Source organism: Alteromonas sp. NFXS44 (assembly GCF_040148705.1).
Lineage (GTDB): Bacteria > Pseudomonadota > Gammaproteobacteria > Enterobacterales > Alteromonadaceae > Alteromonas.
Genome location: NZ_JAGDEA010000011.1, coordinates 462,764 through 481,755 on the forward strand (window position 1 = coordinate 462,764; position 18,992 = coordinate 481,755).

Here is an 18,992-nt window from a genome sequence, read left to right on the forward strand (position 1 = left end):
AAATTGTCGACAATCTAACTCAGATTGATTGACTACCAGCCTAAAACCGCCTACATTGTCGACACTTTAATCATATTTATTGTGACTGGCAGGTTTATGGAACTCGCTTTTGAAAGCCCCGTTACACAGGCGGATCGCACGTTTATCAAGCTTCGCAACGACATTGTTGAAGGGGTCATTCCGTCAGGTTCCAAGTTAAGTGAAACGGAGTTGTCGACAAAATACGATGTCAGCCGGGCCATTATCCGTGAAGCAATAAACCGTCTTACCGCCAGCCATCTGGTAGAACGCAAGGCCAATGTCGGCGCCCGGGTCGTGACTCTCACCCCGCAAGGTTTAATTGAGCTGTATCAGGTACGGGAAGCACTTGAAGGCATGGCGGCGCGGCTGGCAGCACAAAATATGTCAGATCATGACATTAGCGCGCTGCAAGGCCTGCTGAAGGATCATTTTGACGAGGTAAAAGGCGGCGAATCTTATTATCAGGAAGCCGGCGATGTGGACTTTCATTACCGCATTGTTTTGGGCAGCAAAAACACCCATCTTATTACCGTTTTAATTGACGGTATTTATCATCTGGTGCGCATGTACCGCGTGCAGTTTGGTATGGCCGGTCCCCGCGTCACCACCGCTTACGACGAACATCGTCACGTTGTTCAGGCCATTGCCAACCGTGACGGTGAGCTGGCAGAAATGCTCATGCGCAGACACATTTTGTATTCGAAAAACAACATCGAACGCAAGTTACTTATCACATCACAGAGTTAACCGGAGAACAGTCCATGCACAGTGCAGGCAAGAAATTCCGTCAGGCGTTAGCTGACAACAAGCCGTTGCAAATTGTCGGTACCATCAACGCGTACACCGCCATGATGGCAAAACAAATTGGTCATCAGGCAATTTATCTGTCCGGTGGCGGCGTAGCCAATGCCTCATACGGCTTGCCGGATCTCGGTATGACGTCATTAAACGACGTGCTCGTTGATGTGCAGCGCATTACCTCAGCCTGTGATTTACCCCTGATGGTAGATATCGACACCGGTTGGGGCGGCGCTTTTAATATTGCTAAAACCATTCGTGATATGGAAAAGGCCGGTGCAGCGGCGGTACACATGGAAGATCAGGTGGCGCAGAAACGTTGTGGTCACCGCCCTAACAAAGAAATCGTGTCCACAGAGGAAATGGTCGACCGGATCAAATCGGCGGTTGACGCACGCACCGATCCTGACTTTTTCATTATGGCCCGTACAGATGCCTTCGCACAGGAAGGACTGGAAAAAGCCATTGAACGGGCAAAAGCGTATGTTGCTGCAGGGGCTGACGGTATTTTCGCAGAAGCCATTCAAACCGAAGCCCACTACCGCGCGTTTGCTGAGGCGCTGGATGTGCCCATTCTTGCCAATATCACCGAATTTGGCAAAACCGAATTATGGAATAAAGCGCAGCTCGGAGAATGGGGTGCTGACATGGTGCTGTATCCTTTAAGTGCTTTCCGGGCAATGAATAAAGCCGCTGAACGGGTTTATCAAAGCATTCTCACCGATGGCGACCAGAAGGCAGTTGTCGATACTATGCAAACCCGCATGGAGCTGTACGACTATCTGGGATATCACGATTACGAGCAAAAACTCGACGCGTTGTTTTCAAAGTCAAAGGCGTAATACGGCGAAATTAATAACACACCACATTTGACCCTACACACGATGAAAATCGGGAGACAAGATCATGGCTAAAGAATTAAGCGGCGCCGGACTTCGCGGACAAGTTGCAGGCAAAACAGCACTTTCCACCGTTGGTCAGTCAGGCTCAGGACTGACGTATCGCGGATATGATGTGAAAGACCTGGCAAATCATTGTCAGTTTGAAGAAGTCGCCCATCTTATTCTGAAAGGAAAATTACCGGACTCCGGCGAACTGGCGGCTTACAAAGCAAAACTGAAAAGCCGGCGCGGGTTGCCACAAGCGCTTAAAGAAGTACTCGAACGCATCCCTAAAGATGCCCATCCGATGGATGTGTTGCGCACCGGTTGTTCGGTACTGGGTAACCTTGAAATGGAACAGGATTTTTCTGAGCAGGATGCAGTCACCGACCGCATGCTGGCTTGTTTCCCAAGTATCATCTGTTACTGGTACCGCTTCAGTCACGATGGCGTACGCATTGATACCGAACTTGATGATGACTCCATCGGCGCTCACTTCTTACACATGCTGCATGGTGAAAAGCCCCGTGAACTTCACGAACAGGTTATGCATGTTTCCCTGATCCTTTACGCCGAACATGAATTCAACGCTTCCACCTTTACCGCCAGAGTGTGTGCATCCACGTTATCAGACATGCATTCCTGCATTACCGGCGCAATCGGTTCATTGCGCGGCCCGTTGCACGGCGGCGCAAATGAAGCAGCCATGGAGATGATCGAAGGTTTCACCTCGGCGGACGATGCTGAAGAACAGATGATGGGTAAGCTTGCCCGCAAAGAGAAGATCATGGGCTTCGGTCATGCCATTTACCGTGAATCCGATCCGCGCAACGAAATCATCAAAGGCTGGTCAGAAAAACTGGCTGCAGACGTTGGTGATAAAGTGCTTTATCCGGTGTCTGTGCGCTGTGAAGAAGTGATGTGGCGTGAAAAGAAACTGTTCTGTAATGCCGATTTCTTCCATGCCTCCGCCTATAACTTTATGGGGATCCCGACGAAGTTATTCACACCAATCTTTGTTATGTCAAGACTCACCGGCTGGGCTGCCCACGTGATGGAGCAACGGGCGGATAACCGCATCATCCGTCCGTCTGCCGAATATACCGGCGAAGAATTACGTCCCGTTACCCCCATCGAACAACGCTGATGCGCTGCGGGCGGGCCGCCACAGCCCGCCTTTGCCTGCCGGAGAAGACCGACTATGAATATGGACTATCGCAAACCCTTTTTAAACACCGGGTTAGATTTCTACGATACCCGTGAAGCTGTAAACAGCATAAAAGCGGGGGCTTATGAAAAGCTGCCGTACACGTCCAGAGTGCTGGCGGAAAACCTGGTAAGAAAATGCCAGCCCGAACACCTCACTGCTTCACTGGAGCAGTTAATTTATCGCAAGCGCGACCTCGATTTTCCCTGGTTCCCCTCCCGCGTAGTTTGCCACGATATTCTGGGCCAGACCGCACTGGTCGATTTAGCCGGGTTGCGGGATGCTATTGCAGAGAAAGGCGGCGACCCGTCCAAGGTAAACCCCGTTGTACCGACTCAACTGATTGTCGACCATTCACTGGCTGTAGAACACGCAGGCTTTGAAGCGGATGCCTTTGAGAAAAACCGTGAAGTGGAAGATCGCCGTAACGGCGATCGCTTTCACTTTATTAACTGGACCAAAACTGCATTTAAAAACGTGGATGTGATTGGCCCGGGTAACGGCATCATGCACCAGATCAATCTGGAAAAAATGTCTCCTGTGATCCACGCCAGAGACGGCGTTGCCTTTCCTGATACCCTGGTCGGTACAGACAGTCACACCCCTCATGTTGACGCACTTGGGGTGATAGCCGTGGGTGTAGGTGGCCTGGAAGCAGAAAGTGTCATGCTGGGCCGCGCCTCCTATATGCGCCTGCCTGACCTTGTCGGCGTAGAATTAACCGGCAAACCACAGCCCGGTATTACCGCCACCGATATCGTACTGGCGCTTACTGAATTCCTGCGTAAAGAGCGTGTTGTATCTGCTTACCTTGAGTTTTATGGCGAAGGCGCGTCCGCACTGACAGTGGGCGACCGCGCAACGATTTCAAACATGACGCCGGAATACGGCGCGACGGCAGCCATGTTTTATATTGATGAGCAAACCATCGATTATCTGAAACTCACCGGTCGTGAAGATAAACAGGTTGCACTGGTTGAGTCTTACGCGAAAGCCACCGGCCTGTGGGCTGATGACCTGGTGACAGCGGAATATGAACGGGTACTGACCTTTGATTTGTCCGGAGTCGGCAGAAATATGGCCGGCCCGTCCAATCCTCATGCAAGGCTGGCGACGGCAGACCTGGCAAGCAAAGGCATTGCCGCTCATGTTGAACAGGAAAATGGCAAAATGCCGGATGGCGCAGTCATTATCGCCGCTATCACTTCGTGTACTAATACCAGCAACCCCCGCAATGTTATTGCCGCCGGATTGCTGGCCCGCAATGCCAATGCCAGAGGACTGATCAGAAAGCCCTGGGTAAAAAGCTCACTGGCGCCGGGCTCTAAGACAGTAAAACTTTATCTGGAAGAAGCCGGCCTTTTATCTGAACTGGAACAGTTGGGCTTTGGTGTTGTCGCGTTCGCCTGCACCACCTGTAACGGCATGAGCGGTGCCCTCGATCCGAAGATACAGGAAGAAATCATTAAGCGTGATTTATATTCCACTGCCGTTTTGTCAGGGAACCGTAACTTTGACGGCCGTATTCACCCCTATGCCAAACAGGCCTTTTTAGCCTCTCCGCCGCTGGTTGTGGCCTATGCCATCGCCGGTACAGTGCGGTTCGATATCGAAAAAGATGTGCTGGGTACAGACAGTGACGGGAACCCGGTCACGCTGAAAGATATCTGGCCTTCAGATAAAGAAATTGATGCCATTGTCGCCAGCGCGGTTAAACCAGAGCAGTTCAGACAAGTGTACGAGCCCATGTTCGATCTGAAAGTCGACTATGGCAAGGATTTGGATCCGCTTTATAAATGGCGTCCGAAGAGCACTTATATTCGCCGTCCCCCCTACTGGGAAGGTGCGCTGGCAGCAGAGCGTACAATGAAAGGCATGCGTCCCCTTGCCGTGCTGGGCGACAACATTACCACTGACCATTTATCACCTTCAAACGCCATACTGGCGTCCAGTGCCGCCGGTGAATATTTGTCGAAAATGGGCGTACCGGAAGAGGATTACAACTCCTACGCCACCCACCGGGGTGACCATTTAACCGCCCAGCGGGCTACGTTAGCGAACCCGAAGCTGTTTAATGAAATGGTAACGGAAAACGGTGAAGTGGTTCAGGGCTCACTGGCGCGCATCGAACCGGAAGGCAAAGTGGTACGCATGTGGGAAGCCATTGAGACCTACATGAACCGCAAGCAGCCTCTGATCATTGTGGCGGGTGCTGATTACGGTCAGGGGTCATCCCGTGACTGGGCAGCAAAAGGCGTAAGGCTTGCTGGTGTGGAAGTGATTGTGGCAGAAGGCTTTGAGCGCATTCACCGCACCAATCTGATTGGTATGGGTGTATTGCCGCTGGAATTCCAGCCGGGCACAACACGCAAAACGCTGCATATCGACGGTACTGAAACCTTCGATGTAGAGGGGGATATCTCACCCGGGGCCACTTTGACGCTAATCATCCATCGCGCCGGCGGCGAAACGGACAAAGCAGAAGTGAAATGCCGTTTAGATACCGCTGAGGAAGTGTCCATTTATTCCGCTGGCGGTGTGTTGCAGCGCTTTGCTCAGGATTTCCTGGAATCTGAAAACACCTGACCAGAGTGGTTCAGACTGGCCTGCGTGCCGACCAGTCTGACAAACATCCGCATCATCTAACAAGAGAAAAGACCCATGACATTCGCCCCACAAATTAAAATTCCGGCTACCTACATTCGCGGCGGTACCAGCAAAGGCGTGTTTTTCAAACTCACCGATTTGCCCGAAGCCGCACAACAACCCGGCCCGGTAAGAGACGCGTTATTGCTGCGGGTAATTGGCAGCCCTGATCCGTACGGTAAACAAACGGACGGCATGGGCGGTGCAACGTCAAGTACCAGCAAGACCGTTATTCTGTCGAAAAGTGAACGGGAAGGATTTGATGTGGACTACCTGTTCGGACAAGTGGCTATTGATAAGCCTTTTGTGGACTGGTCAGGAAATTGCGGCAACCTCACCGCCGCGGTGGGCGCATTTGCCATCAGCAACGGGTTGGTTGATAAGGACTCAATACCACACAATGGCATCGTCACCGTGAAAATCTGGCAGGTGAATATCGGCAAAAGCATCATTGCAAAAGTGCCCGTGACCAACGGTGAGGTACAGGAAACCGGTGACTTTGAACTGGATGGCGTTACCTTTCCGGCGGCAGAAGTAGAAATCGCTTTTGTGGACCCGGCGGATGATGATGGCGCGATGTTTCCCACCGGTAATGTGGTTGATGATCTCCACGTCCCTGGTGTTGGCACACTCAGAGCAACGATGATCAATGCCGGTATTCCCACCATTTTCATTGATGCAGAAAGTTGCGGCTACAGCGGCATAGAGCTACAGGATGCCATTAACAGTGATGAGAAAGCACTGGCAAAGTTTGAAACTATCCGGGCTCACGGCGCGGTAAAAATGGGCCTCATCGGTCATATTGATGAAGCGGCCACGCGCCAGCACACGCCGAAAGTCGCGTTTGTCAGCCCGCCTGCAGATTACACTGCATCCAGCGGGAAGCACATAGCGAAGCAGGATATTGACCTGAATGTCCGGGCCTTATCCATGGGTAAGCTACATCATGCCATGATGGGTACTGCTGCAGTGTCCATTGCTACTGCCGCCTGTATTCCCGGCACACTGGTGAATGAAGCAGCCGGTGGCGGGGAACGCAGTCAGGTGGTATTCGGCCACCCCTCCGGCACACTAAAAGTCGGCGCTCAGGCTGAAAATCATCGCGGCCAATGGCAAGTGAAGAAAGTGATAATGAGCCGCAGCGCAAGGGTGCTGATGGAAGGATGGGTGCGGGTTCCCGCTGATGTTCTGACGCCCTGAAAACCGGGTGAAAAAAACGGTGCCAAAAAACCGGCGAAAAAACAGGCACACTATTTGTAATGAGGACTTCAAAGGCCGCCGTTCAGAGCGTCCGCTGTCAATAACACATTGAAGGTAAGAGGTCCTTATGCAGGCATTACTCGTTGAAGATGATTACGTATCATCAGCTGCACTGTTTACCGCACGCAAGTATGCATTAGCCGGTCATTTACGCCGCCACAATGGCGCAACTTTTATCCACCACCCGCGGGAACTGGCGGTACTGTTAAGTAAGCTTCCCCACAACCGGGAAATGCTGGCTGCGGCCTGGCTGACACGCTCCATGCAGGACGACTACGCAGACAGTGATGAAGTTGAGATGTGTTTTGGTCAGAAGGTTGCAGACATGGTATCTGCCATGCGCAGTTTCAATTTGCCGGACAGCGGCGTCCCCGAAACCCTTGCACAAACGAATTTCCCGGCGATTCAGGCCTCTCCGGCCCTTTTACAAACTATGGCACTCGCTGACGTGTTTGTACTGGCACAAACGGTTACCGAGTTTGAATCCGGCATGCTGCCCGGGTTTAGCCAGTGGCTTGCCCGGCATTTACCACTATTCCCGCAAGCCAGTAGCGCATTAATACAAATGGTAGAACGATGGCTGGTTATCCAGCCTGCCTCTCCGCTTGCATTGCATCAGGTGAGTTAGCCAGTCTGAACAGCACATCACCTGGCAACCTATTGATTTCCTGAATATAACTTGTATTACACGACATTTGTCCTGTTCTGTTTGTACCTTTCGGGATATCTGTGAAGAATGGAAACCACACAGATACCCGGACAAGAACAATGAAAAAACATGCCCTTGCTATTGCAATGACAGCCGCTCTGCTGAGTGGTTGTGCTGCAACGTCCTCTTCTCACAACAATACTGAATCAACACCGTACACGTTAAAAAGCGGCGGTGAGATCGCCCCGTATCAAATGGATTGTCGGTTAGCCACGCCAGACTCAATTTTTCCTTCGACTTTACGAACGAAGTGTTATTTGGTGATACCACACTCACGCTTAACTCAGACAACCCGCAAACACACCTTTCAGTGGATTTAGATACCCGCTTCACCATCACTTCGGTGTGGTTAAACGGAAAACCACTTACCGCAGGCGAATACCGTAACGAACAAGGTGAGCTTATCGTTGAAAATAGTACGGCTATCACCTATCCCGCGACGCTGCGGATTGTGTATCAGGGACATCCCCGTACACCGGTACGGGCCCCCTGGGACGGCGGCGTTATGTGGGAACAAACACCTGATGGCGAACCATGGTTAGCGACAGCGGTACAGGGTGAAGGCTGTGATCTGTTCTGGCCTTGTATTGATCAGCCATTTGGTGAACCGGCTACAGCAGATATTTTCATTACCGTACCCGACAATCTCGTTGCTGCCAGCAATGGCGTGCTGACAGACACAACAGAGAACGGTGACAGTAAAACCTGGCACTGGCATACCAGGTCGATGCATAACACCTACGGTATCGCACTGAATATCGCTCCCTACGAAATACTCGAAGACAATTTCACCAGTGTCTATGGCAATACTATTCCGCTGGTGTATTACCACTTAAAAGGCAACGACGATAAAGCGCGGGCATTATTTAATGAGCTTCCCGGCATGATCACGTTCTTCGAACGGATAATTGGTCCCTATCCGTTTGCTGATGAAAAAGCCGGCATTGTGCAAACCCCTCATCTGGGCATGGAGCACCAGACCATTAACGCTTATGGTAATGACTACAAAAAAGATGAAACCGGCTACGACTGGTTAATGCAGCACGAGTTTTCTCACGAATGGTTCGGCAACCAGCTCACCAATGACAACTGGGATCACATGTGGCTGCACGAAGGGTTAGGTTCATACATGCAACCTCTGTATGCCCAATACCTCAATGGTGATATGTCTTATTTTGCGCTGCTGAACAACCAGCGTAAAGGCCTTATCAATGAGCACCCCATCGTAAACAACAAACTGATGTCAGAAGAAGACGTTTATGAAAGCGGGCCCGCCGGCGACATTTACGCGAAAGGCTCCCTGATTATGCATACACTGCGTTATCTGATTGGTGACGAGGCTTTTTTCAGGGCAGTTACCACCACCGTGTATGGCCGTCCTGATCCTGCTCCGGGGAACTTCAAGCCGGTATTTGCAGATACACAGACCTTCATCGATAACGTCAATGCGGCAACTGAAACCAATATGGACTGGTTCTTTGATGTTTATTTATATCACGCCCCGCTGCCTGAGCTGATCACTACCCGCGAAGACAACGGCGTCACCTTTACGTGGAAGACTGAAAATGACTTACCGTTTCCTATGCCTCTCGACGTCAGCATCGACGGAAAAGTGACAACTATCGATATGGTAAAGACCCGTCGTGTACCGGCGCATCCGAAAGATACCGTGATTGCCGATCCACACAGTAAAGTGCTGCGTTACGAACAACGTTATGAAGATTTTAAAGCGTGGAAAGCAGAGCAGGCAGAAAGAGAGGAAACGAAATAGGGCTGTTGCTACATCCAGGAGCGGCGGCCTGATTCGGCGTGCCACAGCGCTTTGTCAGCCAGCTCTGTGGCGACCGCATAAGGAATGTATGGTATGGTGATACTGCCGCTGGCCAGAATAAAGTGCACGTTGGCCAGCCCTCTGCGCTGCATCAGCACACTCTGAGTCAGTGCCACCTGCTGAACCTTAAAGAGTGCAAAACTGTAGCGGTCTATCCCTGCCATACCTTTTCTGATATAACAGTAAGTATCATCGCAGGCGAATCCCCATCGTCGCCAGCGCAAATAAATACCTGCACAGGCGAGCATAAAAGCCGGAATGGTGACAAGGAAAATGTGCCAGCCTTCACGGGCATAGCCCATGGCCGACACCAGCGCACAGGCAGGCAGAGCCAGCGTCAGGATCCAGCGACTGATAAAGCGGGTGCTGATCCTGCTATAGCCTGTTTGATACACCTTGTTATCCGGCATTGCATCTGTAGCCAGAGCCTGTGCCTCAGCAAGGGTGACGGACGGCACCAGCATCTTATGAGTCGCATGTAATTCCTGCTCCTGTTTGTCACCGGTCTTATTCTGCTCAAAAAAGAAATTGGCACGCTTGAGCATATAATCCAGCCAGTCCTGCCTGACGGAAATCATTTGTATACGGGACTCACGCATACTGACTTCCTGCAAACTGAATAGTCCTGAACGACGGATATACCGGTCCGATGTGCGGGTGAGCGTGTAGTTATAATACGTGATCACCGACCCCGCTACCGACACCATGGCCATCACACTGAGGATCAGCAGCATGGTGGAAATGACATACAAACCGACCTGCCACCAGAGCACTTGCTGGTCAGCGAAAAGTGCATCCATGGATAATCCGAGATCATCCACAAAGTCGTAAATAAAACCGGATATCTCGTCATAAAAAGGCGTCAGTGCACCAAGCAGGATCCACACCCTGTTATTGGTCAGTCCGTGAATGATGAGATCGGAAAGGCTGCGGCGGTTAATCACCTTCTCATCATCCGCTAGTGATGACGTCGCGGTGTCAACTGTCTCAGGCGCCTTATCTTCTGTGGTCCCGGCCTGATGCTGTCTGCCGGAGATCAACACCGCCTGACGGAGCTGCTGCGCATAATCCCGTTCTACGGCAACAATTTTAGCTTCCTCTCCGGATGAACCTGCTGTATCCAGCACCACCACGGTGTAATGGGTAAGCCTGTAGTAAAACGGCTGTTCAATTTTTACATTCTGAATGCGCCAGAACGGCAAATTAATATTGCGACGCCTGAACAGTCCGCTACGTATTTCAATGTGTTCGTTGCGGATGCGGTACTGATAAAACCAGTAACTCACAACGCCACTGACAATCGTTGCCAGAAAGATAGCCACCATGACGGGTATAAACCAGAACGACTGCTGATAGTCGAAGCTGCTGGCAGACCAGGCAAGTACAGAGAGCACCACAATAAACTGGCGGATAAAACTGAGGACATTGGAAACAATGAAATAGATCACCGCTACCGGTGCCAGTCTGCGCCAGTTGACGCCGGTGGAGACAGCGGCTTCCTGTTGTGACCGCATCAGCGCGCTCCCACATCCTTGTGATCAAGAATGAACTGGCGGATTTTCTGTGCCTGAGACACGGGCAGGCCCGGTATTTCAAAGGTATGCCCTGCTCCACCGGCAGAAAAAACCTGTAAAGTTGACAGGCCGGCCAGCCTTTCCAGCGGACCGCGCTTGAGCTCTATGTGCTGTATACGAAGTACCGGCTGGCAGGTGATGCTGCGGAATATCAGTCCCTTGTGAACAGATAAATCCTGCTCTCTGAGTGAGAACTGCAACATCGGATCAGCAAGCCAGTGATAAACACTCAGCAGCCCCCATAAGGCTAAAAGACCCGCCGTTACGAAAGGCCAGGCAAACAGCAGACCTTCCGGCAATGTGGCAAAAGGCTGAAAGCGGATGAAGTTTACGACCACCAGAAGGGTGATGAAGATAGCCGCCGCGATAGCAAGATTCAGTGTTCTGTAGCGCGGCGACAAAGACTCATAAACCAGCGTGTCCAGAGACGGCAGCTGGTCTGCAGAGACAACCGTATTTGAAAAGGCTTCACCTTCCGTGGTCATGCTTTGTATCAGTCCTCAATCATTTGTGAGTTAAGCCACTCCTGCAGTGCTTTCATGTCGTGAGCAACAGCCATCTGAAGCTCCTCAACCCAGTCATGCACGTTTTGCCACCATGCAGGGTGATCTCCCTGCTGGATCTGATTAGCAATGCGCTGCACACGAGCAAGGCCTACAGAGCCGGCGGCACCTTTTATTTTATGGGCCTGAGAACACACTTCAGACTTTTCGTCAGCACTCAGGCTTAACTGCAGAATTTCCATGTATTCCGGCATTTTATCCTGGAACACTTTTACACTGGCACGGACCATATCTTCACCGATGGTATCCACCAGCATTTGCAGCAATTCAATATCCAGAATATTGGACAGCGCTTTGCTGTTGTCAGTTTTCTTAGGTTTGTTTTCCACTTCAGTATGCAGCGGTGCGGCCGGTTCGGCAAATAAGCTGTTAAACACTTCAACAACACGGCTCTTCTTAATGGGTTTGGCAATAACGTCATCCATACCGTTTTGCAGGTATTCTTCACGCTTTTTAATCACGTTAGCCGTTAATGCCACCATCGGCGTGCCCATAACCAAATCTTCATCGCGCAGGGTGTTAGCCACGTCAAACCCTGTCATATCCGGCAACTGAATATCCAGCAGGATAAGGTCGTAGTGATTTTCCCGGGCTTTATCGATAGCTTCCTGACCGGTCATGGCCACATCGACTGTCTGCCCTAATTTCTCAAGCAGCGCTTTTGCCACCATTACATTCAGCTCAATGTCTTCCACCAGCAGAATGTTAAGATCGGTCACCAACAGTTTGGAAACCTGCATAGGGCGGTTAGAAATCTGTAACGGCAGCTCAATTTCAAAGCGTGTGCCCTTACCGACGTCAGACGTAACACGAATATCGCCGTTCATCAGATCGACCATTTGCTTACAGATTGCCAGACCAATACCGGTACCTGTTGCAGACTGATGATCCGGATGGTCTACCTGATAATACATGGCGAAAATTTTCTCAATTTCGCTGTCAGGGATCCCCACACCGGTATCTTCTACCACGTAGGTCACCACCGTCATATCATCTTTTGCCGGCGTTGCCGACACACTCAGTTTCACATTCCCTTTCTGCGTAAACTTCACGGCATTGAACAGAATATTCCACAGGATTTGACGCAGACGGGTGCCATCAACCTCCACCAGTTGCGGTAAGGGCTCCTGAATATCGGTTACCAGTTCCAGCGATTTGTCTGCCGCTAACAGACGGATAATGCTGGACAATTCCTGGGTGAAATCACGCAGCGATACCGTTTTCAGGCTGAGCTCAAGCTTATCGCGGTCCAGCTTATCCAGATCGATGATGTCGTTGAATATATTGCCGAGTGTAATCGCGCTTGCATAAATCGTACTAACCCAGTTGAACTGCTCTTCACTCAAATCAGTGTCGCGCAGCATACGGCTTAAACCCACAATGCCGTTCAGTGGCGTTCGCAATTCGTGAGAAATCGTGGCAATGAACCGGGTTTTATCGGTACTGGCTTTCGCAGCGGCATTCTCGGCCTGTTTGCGTTCTGTCATATCCCGACCAAAAGCCAGCAAACCTAAACGGGTGCCTTCGTTATCAAAAAACGGTACCCGCTTCATTTCGAAGTAACGGCGTTTTCCGTCAGCAAAGCGCAGCCACAACTCTTCAGTCATGCTGGCATTGGTTTCCAGCACTTCATGATCAGACGCGACAATCTGCTGTGCGAGCTCTTCTTCAAACACATCATGTAAGGTCAGGCCAACCAGCTCTGCTTCGGACTTACCGGTCAGCATTTCCGCAATACGGTTACAGCCGGCAAAACGCCCTTCTTCATTACGGTAGTAAATTAAATCCGGTGAGGCATCAATGATAGAACGCAGCAAGGTAGATAAGTGTCGTGCCTGCTGTTCCGAAAAAGATTTTTCTTCAATCTCTTTTTCAAGATCTTTAAACACCGCTTCACGGTCGTCCTGCGCTTTACGGCGCTGTTCCATCTCATAGTTAAGCTGGCGGATATTGCTTTGCAGTTCGCGGTTAAGGAATACATCTTCCTCACGCAAACGTTCCAGCTGGCTGACCACTTCTTTTAAATTAGTCCGGGAAGTTTCCAGTTGTTTAACCAGTTCACTTAAGAAGTAAAGCACCCAGGGGGCTGACATCATGGTAAGCACAACAGCGATAATAAAATCGTCAGGTTGAACCTCATTGCCCATGGTCACCCGGATGACGTATGAACCGCCAAGGGTGAAAACCAGCGTAACAACAACAAACAGCAAACTTAGTTTCAGTGTGCCAAAGCGCTTTATAAACTGCGCAAATTTTATCGCCCACGAATCATTTGGAGAATCTTGATGCATAACGAACGTACTGCAATTTCTAAATAACTAAACTTACAGCACTTATAACACGGTCGCGTTGGAAAACCCACAAATCTGCCTGCACGTTATACTAATTTGTGACACTCCGGTGACTATCCTCACTTATTCACAGACGGGCAAAATTCGTCATAGCGATAATTCCCTTCATTTATATGGATACGCCCGGTGACTTTGCTAATGCTCCGGCACAGAGGTATATTAGATTTTATCTGGTCGGGCTTGGCGGGTTCTGACAGGTTGCCGTAAAAGTGATATTCATTCAGCCACACCCTGCATTTCCATATAAATAAACATTTTTTATGAATGATTATTCACAATTAACCTCTTATTCTTTTTTGAACTTTAGTATAAACATACTAATTTGATAAAAAAATGAGCGTTCAGCTCAAAATCCAATCAGCGGCAATTTAAAAATAAGATATTGATTTAAAATGATTTTATGCAACTTATTCAAAATACATAAGGTCTTCACATTTTTATCATTTGATTTTATATGCCAATGTATGTATTTTGTACGGCCCGCTAAGCAATAGTGCATAAAAATGCGGTTAACGACTGGCGTCCTACTAATAATAATTAACGACATAAAAAGGCGCTTAGAGTATGGTGAAAACTGGCTCGTAAATAGACGTCTACACTAATGTTGCGATGCGTGTCCTGCGCGGAACACGATCCAACACATGCCTTGTCCAGTCGAAGGTTGAAGGAGTTTTTAAGATGAGTTTATATAATCCCAATGATTCCCGGGATAACTGTGGCTTTGGTCTTATTGCCCACACTCACGGGGAAGCCAGCCATAAACTGGTAACGACTGCAATCCAGGGCCTGGACAGAATGCAGCACCGTGGCGGTATTGCTGCCGACGGTAAAACCGGTGACGGCTGCGGATTGCTACTGCAAAAACCGGATGCCTTTTTTCAGGCTATCGCCGACGAGAACGGCTGGAAGCTGAGTAAGAAATATGCCGTAGGCATGATCTTTTTGAGTCAGGACGACACACTGGCACAAGCTGCCAGAGACATTCTTAACGAAGAGCTGGAAAAAGAAACACTGAATGTTGTGGGCTGGCGCAAAGTGCCGGTAAACCACGATGTATTAGGTGAACTGGCTCTGACCGGTGTACCGCAGATTGAGCAGGTTTTTGTTAATGCTCCTGCGGGCTGGCGTAAACGTGACGTAGAACGTCGTTTGTTTATGGTTCGCCGCCGTGCCGAGAAACGTCTGGAAAAAGACAAAGACTTCTATGTAGCCTGTTTATCCGGCTTAGTCACCATCTATAAAGGTCTGGTGATGCCGAAAGATCTGCCTGCCTTCTATGCAGATTTGGCTGACGAACGTCTGAAAAGTGCTATTTGTGTATTCCACCAGCGCTTCTCTACCAACACATTACCTAAATGGCCTCTTGCGCAGCCTTTCCGTTTTCTTGCGCACAATGGTGAAATTAACACGATCAAAGGTAACCGTGACTGGGCAATGGCCCGTACCGGTAAGTTCTCGACACCTTTGATTCCGGATCTGAAAGATGCTGCACCTTATGTAAATACAACAGGTTCTGACTCATCTTCTCTGGATAACATGCTGGAATTATTCCTGGCGGGCGGCATGGACTTATTCCGCGCAATGCGTCTGCTTGTGCCACCAGCGTATCAAAATAACAAAACCATGGACGAAAGCCTTCGTGCATTCTACGAGTTTAACTCAATGCACATGGAACCATGGGACGGTCCTGCCGGTATCGTACTGACAAACGGTCGCCACGTCGCCTGTAACCTTGACCGTAATGGTCTGCGCCCTGCCCGCTACGTGATCACCAAAAATGGTTTCATCACGCTAGCTTCAGAAGTAGGTATCTGGGATTACAGCGAAGCTGACGTGGTAGAAAAAGGCCGCGTTGGTCCGGGCGAAATGCTCGCCGTTGATACCTACAACGGTAAGATCTGGCGTTCAAATGAAATCGACGCAGAGCTTAAAGACCGTCACCCTTACAAAGAGTGGCTGGAAAAACACATCCGTCACCTGACGCCAATTGAGCAGATGGATTCTTCTGAATTAGGTAAGCGTGTCTTCGATGACGACACCATTGAGGTTTACCACAAGCTGTTCAACTACAGCTACGAAGAAATTCAGCAAGTCGTGAAGGTTCTGGCCAAAGATGGTCAGGAAGCTGTAGGTTCAATGGGTGATGATACACCTATGGCCGTATTGTCTTCCAAAACCCGCACTGTTTACGATTACTTCCGTCAGCAGTTTGCCCAGGTTACAAACCCGCCAATCGACCCGTTACGTGAAAATCACGTTATGTCACTGGCTACCTGTATCGGCCGCGAGCAGAACGTATTCAGCGAAACATCAGGTTATGCTGACCGCGTACTATTTTCATCTCCGGTACTGGTTTACACCGACTTAAAACAGCTGCGTGAATTTAACCCTGATAACTACTATTCAGAAAAAGTTGACCTGCAATATAAGCAGGAAGAAGGCTTACGTAAGGCCATCGAACGCATCTGTAACGAAGTGGAATATCTGGTTAAACAGAAACGTGCCGCATTCGTTATTCTGTCAGACCGCAACATCAAGAAAGACAGACTGACCATTCCTGCTGCTATGGCGACCGGTGCGGTACATCGCCGTCTGGTTGAAAAAGCACTGCGTTGCGACGCAAACGTTGTGGTTGAAACAGCTTCTGCCCGTGACCCGCATCACTTTGCTGTACTCATTGGCCTGGGTGCAACGGCTGTTTATCCGTTTCTGGCCTATGAAACCATTGAGCAATTGTGTGAAAAAGGCGAGCTGACCTGCTCGGTAACAGACGCCGTTTTGAATTACCGTAAAGGTATCAATAAAGGCCTTTACAAAATCATGTCTAAGATGGGTATAAGCACCGTGGCCAGCTACCGCTGCTCCAAGCTGTTTGAAGCCATCGGTATCAATAAAGATGTGGTTAACCTTTGCTTTAACGGCGTACCTTCCCGTATTCAGGGTGCCGGCTTTGAAGATTTCGAACAGGATGCGATTAACCTTAACCGCATTGCCTGGCTGAAGCGTAAGCCTCTGTCTCACGGTGGTCTGCTGAAATATGTTCACGGCGGCGAGTATCACGCCTACAACCCTGATGTAGTGAAATCACTGCAAACCGCAGTGGTTTCCGGTGAATACAGCGATTATCAGGTTTATGCAAAACACGTTAATGAGCGTGCACCAGCGCATTTCCGTGATTTGCTGAAAGTGAATTCGCCCAACGAAGCCATCGATATCAGCGAAGTCGAAGGGGCGGAGAAACTGTTTCCCCGTTTCGATACCGCGGCGATGTCTATCGGTGCATTGAGCCCTGAAGCCCACGAAGCACTTGCCATTGCAATGAACCGCTTAGGTGGCCAGTCGAACTCAGGTGAAGGTGGCGAACACCCTTCCCGCTTCGGCACAGAAAAGAACTCTAAAATTAAGCAGGTGGCTTCCGGCCGCTTCGGTGTAACCCCGCACTATCTGGTTAACGCAAATGTTATCCAGATCAAAGTGGCACAGGGTGCAAAACCGGGCGAAGGTGGTCAGTTGCCGGGTGACAAGGTTAACAAGTACATTGCGCAACTGCGTTTCTCTGTACCTGGTGTAACCCTGATTTCACCACCACCTCATCACGATATTTACTCTATCGAAGATTTGGCTCAGCTTATTTTTGACCTTAAGCAGGTTAACCCTACCGCCCTGATTTCAGTGAAACTGGTATCAGAGCCGGGCGTAGGCACTATCGCTACCGGTGTAGCGAAAGCGTATGCTGACCTCATTACCATTTCCGGTTATGACGGTGGTACAGGTGCAAGCCCGCTGACGTCTGTTAAGTACGCCGGCAGCCCCTTCGAGCTGGGTCTGGCGGAAACACAACAGGCACTGATTGAAAACGGTCTGCGTCACAAAGTACGTGTACAAACCGACGGTGGTCTGAAAACCGGTCTGGACGTTATCAAAGCAGCCTGTATGGGTGCTGAAAGCTTCGGTTTCGGTACTGGCCCGATGGTCGCGTTAGGCTGTAAATACTTGCGAATTTGTCACCTGAACAACTGTGCGACAGGTGTTGCAACTCAGGATCAAAAGCTGCGTGAAGAACACTTCATCGGCTTGCCTGAGATGGTAATGAACTACTTTAAGTTCATTGCTCAGGAAGTGCGGGAAATTATGGCCGCAATGGGCGTACGTAAGTTCGATGAACTGGTAGGCCGCACTGATCTGTTGAAAGTCATCGACGGCATTTCAGCGAAACAAAACAAACTGGATCTGTCACCACTGCTGGCAACTCCGGTTGAAGGCGAGCATACCCGTCTGTTCTGTTCAGAAACCACCAACCAGCCGTTGGATAAAGGTGAGCTGAATGCGAAGATTCTGGACGATGCCCGAAACGCAGTGCGTGAAGGCAAAGGTATCCGTCTAAGCTACCCAATCCGCAACACTGACCGTTCAGTGGGTGCCATGTTGTCTGGTGAAATCGCCAAACATCACGGAAACCATGATATGGAAGATGTGCCGGTTGAAATACAGTTTACCGGTACAGCGGGCCAGAGCTTCGGCGTATGGAACGCAGGTGGTCTGCACATGCGTATTGAAGGTGATGCCAACGATTACGTGGGTAAAGGTATGACTGGCGGTAAGCTGGTTATCTATCCGCCTAAGAACATCAGTTTCGATGCACATAACAGTGCCATCATGGGTAACACCTGTCTGTACGGTGCTACCGGCGGTAAACTGTTTGCTGCCGGCCGTGCCGGTGAACGTTTCGGTGTGCGTAACTCAGGCGTAACCGCCGTGGTTGAAGGTATCGGTGACAACGGTTGTGAATACATGACCGGTGGTATTGTTGCTGTACTGGGCCCGGTTGGCGTTAACTTTGGTGCCGGTATGACAGGTGGCTTCGCTTACCTGTACGACGAAAACGGTGACCTTAATAACCGCGTTAACCCTGAACTGGTTGAAATCATGGATATTGGCGACAAGGCCATTCTGTCAGAGCACTTACGTGGTCTGATTAACCAGCACTATGAAGAAACAGGCAGTGAACACTCATTGTCATTGCTGACGAACTTTGCTGAGTCGGTAAAACGCTTTAAGTTAATTAAGCCGAAAACCAGTGACGTTAAAAACCTGTTGGGCCACATCAGCCGTTCGAGTGACGAGCTGCGGATCCAGGCGCAATAAGAGAGG

General features: G+C 50.0%; 11 protein-coding genes. 8 read left to right on the forward strand and 3 right to left on the reverse strand.

Annotated features, from left to right (window positions below):
- The first annotated feature begins 96 nt into the window (after nt 1–96).
- From J3369_RS15815 to J3369_RS15845, 7 genes are all read left to right on the forward strand, one after another.
- Complete coding sequence (locus tag J3369_RS15815) at nt 97–768, forward strand: GntR family transcriptional regulator (RefSeq protein ID WP_349588626.1); 672 nt, start codon at nt 97–99, stop codon at nt 766–768.
- Nucleotides 769–782: 14 nt separating this feature from the next.
- The gene (gene prpB, locus J3369_RS15820) at nt 783–1,661 is read left to right on the forward strand and encodes a methylisocitrate lyase (RefSeq protein ID WP_119502273.1); all 879 of its coding nucleotides are present in this window, start codon (nt 783–785) and stop codon (nt 1,659–1,661) included.
- 64 nt (nt 1,662–1,725) lie between these two features.
- The gene (prpC, locus tag J3369_RS15825) at nt 1,726–2,847 is read left to right on the forward strand and encodes a bifunctional 2-methylcitrate synthase/citrate synthase (RefSeq protein WP_349588630.1); all 1,122 of its coding nucleotides are present in this window, start codon (nt 1,726–1,728) and stop codon (nt 2,845–2,847) included.
- Nucleotides 2,848–2,901: 54 nt separating this feature from the next.
- Entirely contained in the window at nt 2,902–5,493 is a 2,592-nt protein-coding gene (gene acnD, locus J3369_RS15830; RefSeq protein WP_349588633.1) for a Fe/S-dependent 2-methylisocitrate dehydratase AcnD, read from the forward strand.
- A 75-nt stretch (nt 5,494–5,568) separates the two neighbouring features.
- On the forward strand, nt 5,569–6,753 hold the full coding sequence (gene prpF / locus J3369_RS15835) for a 2-methylaconitate cis-trans isomerase PrpF (protein WP_349588636.1): 1,185 nt from the start codon (nt 5,569–5,571) through the stop codon (nt 6,751–6,753).
- 127 nt (nt 6,754–6,880) lie between these two features.
- Nucleotides 6,881–7,441 (forward strand): HD domain-containing protein, encoded by a 561-nt coding sequence (locus J3369_RS15840; protein ID WP_349588639.1) that lies wholly within the window; start codon nt 6,881–6,883, stop codon nt 7,439–7,441.
- A 280-nt stretch (nt 7,442–7,721) separates the two neighbouring features.
- On the forward strand, nt 7,722–9,293 hold the full coding sequence (locus tag J3369_RS15845; protein ID WP_349588642.1) for a M1 family metallopeptidase: 1,572 nt from the start codon (nt 7,722–7,724) through the stop codon (nt 9,291–9,293).
- 8 nt (nt 9,294–9,301) lie between these two features.
- On the opposite strand, the gene J3369_RS15850 is transcribed toward J3369_RS15845, so the two are convergent.
- Genes J3369_RS15850 through arcB form a run of 3 tightly spaced genes read right to left on the reverse strand, consistent with a single transcriptional unit; the run spans nt 9,302 to nt 13,781 of the window.
- Nucleotides 9,302–10,867, reverse strand: coding sequence for a PH domain-containing protein (locus J3369_RS15850; protein ID WP_349588645.1), 1,566 nt, complete (start codon nt 10,865–10,867; stop codon nt 9,302–9,304).
- Nucleotides 10,867–11,412, reverse strand: coding sequence for a PH domain-containing protein (locus tag J3369_RS15855; protein WP_349588648.1), 546 nt, complete (start codon nt 11,410–11,412; stop codon nt 10,867–10,869). The genes J3369_RS15850 and J3369_RS15855 overlap by 1 nt, the downstream gene beginning before the upstream one ends.
- Before the next feature lie 8 nt (nt 11,413–11,420).
- The gene (gene arcB, locus J3369_RS15860; RefSeq protein ID WP_349588650.1) at nt 11,421–13,781 is read right to left on the reverse strand and encodes an aerobic respiration two-component sensor histidine kinase ArcB; all 2,361 of its coding nucleotides are present in this window, start codon (nt 13,779–13,781) and stop codon (nt 11,421–11,423) included.
- Between the two features lie 738 nt (nt 13,782–14,519).
- Between arcB and gltB the strand changes: the two genes are divergently transcribed.
- Nucleotides 14,520–18,986: a glutamate synthase large subunit gene (gltB, locus tag J3369_RS15865; RefSeq protein WP_349588652.1), complete on the forward strand. Its 4,467-nt coding sequence runs from the start codon at nt 14,520–14,522 to the stop codon at nt 18,984–18,986.
- The last annotated feature ends 6 nt before the right edge of the window (nt 18,987–18,992 follow it).

Bases quoted from the DNA above. Each gene is read 5' to 3' on its own strand.
- J3369_RS15815 (WP_349588626.1), top strand. From the start codon at position 97: ATGGAACTCGCTTTTGAAAGCCCCGTTACACAGGCGGATCGCACGTTT.
- prpB (WP_119502273.1), top strand. From the start codon at position 783: ATGCACAGTGCAGGCAAGAAATTCCGTCAGGCGTTAGCTGACAACAAG.
- prpC (WP_349588630.1), top strand. From the start codon at position 1,726: ATGGCTAAAGAATTAAGCGGCGCCGGACTTCGCGGACAAGTTGCAGGC.
- acnD (WP_349588633.1), top strand. From the start codon at position 2,902: ATGAATATGGACTATCGCAAACCCTTTTTAAACACCGGGTTAGATTTC.
- prpF (WP_349588636.1), top strand. From the start codon at position 5,569: ATGACATTCGCCCCACAAATTAAAATTCCGGCTACCTACATTCGCGGC.
- J3369_RS15840 (WP_349588639.1), top strand. From the start codon at position 6,881: ATGCAGGCATTACTCGTTGAAGATGATTACGTATCATCAGCTGCACTG.
- J3369_RS15850 (WP_349588645.1), bottom strand. From the start codon at position 10,867: ATGCGGTCACAACAGGAAGCCGCTGTCTCCACCGGCGTCAACTGGCGC.
- J3369_RS15855 (WP_349588648.1), bottom strand. From the start codon at position 11,412: ATGACCACGGAAGGTGAAGCCTTTTCAAATACGGTTGTCTCTGCAGAC.
- arcB (WP_349588650.1), bottom strand. From the start codon at position 13,781: ATGCATCAAGATTCTCCAAATGATTCGTGGGCGATAAAATTTGCGCAG.
- gltB (WP_349588652.1), top strand. From the start codon at position 14,520: ATGAGTTTATATAATCCCAATGATTCCCGGGATAACTGTGGCTTTGGT.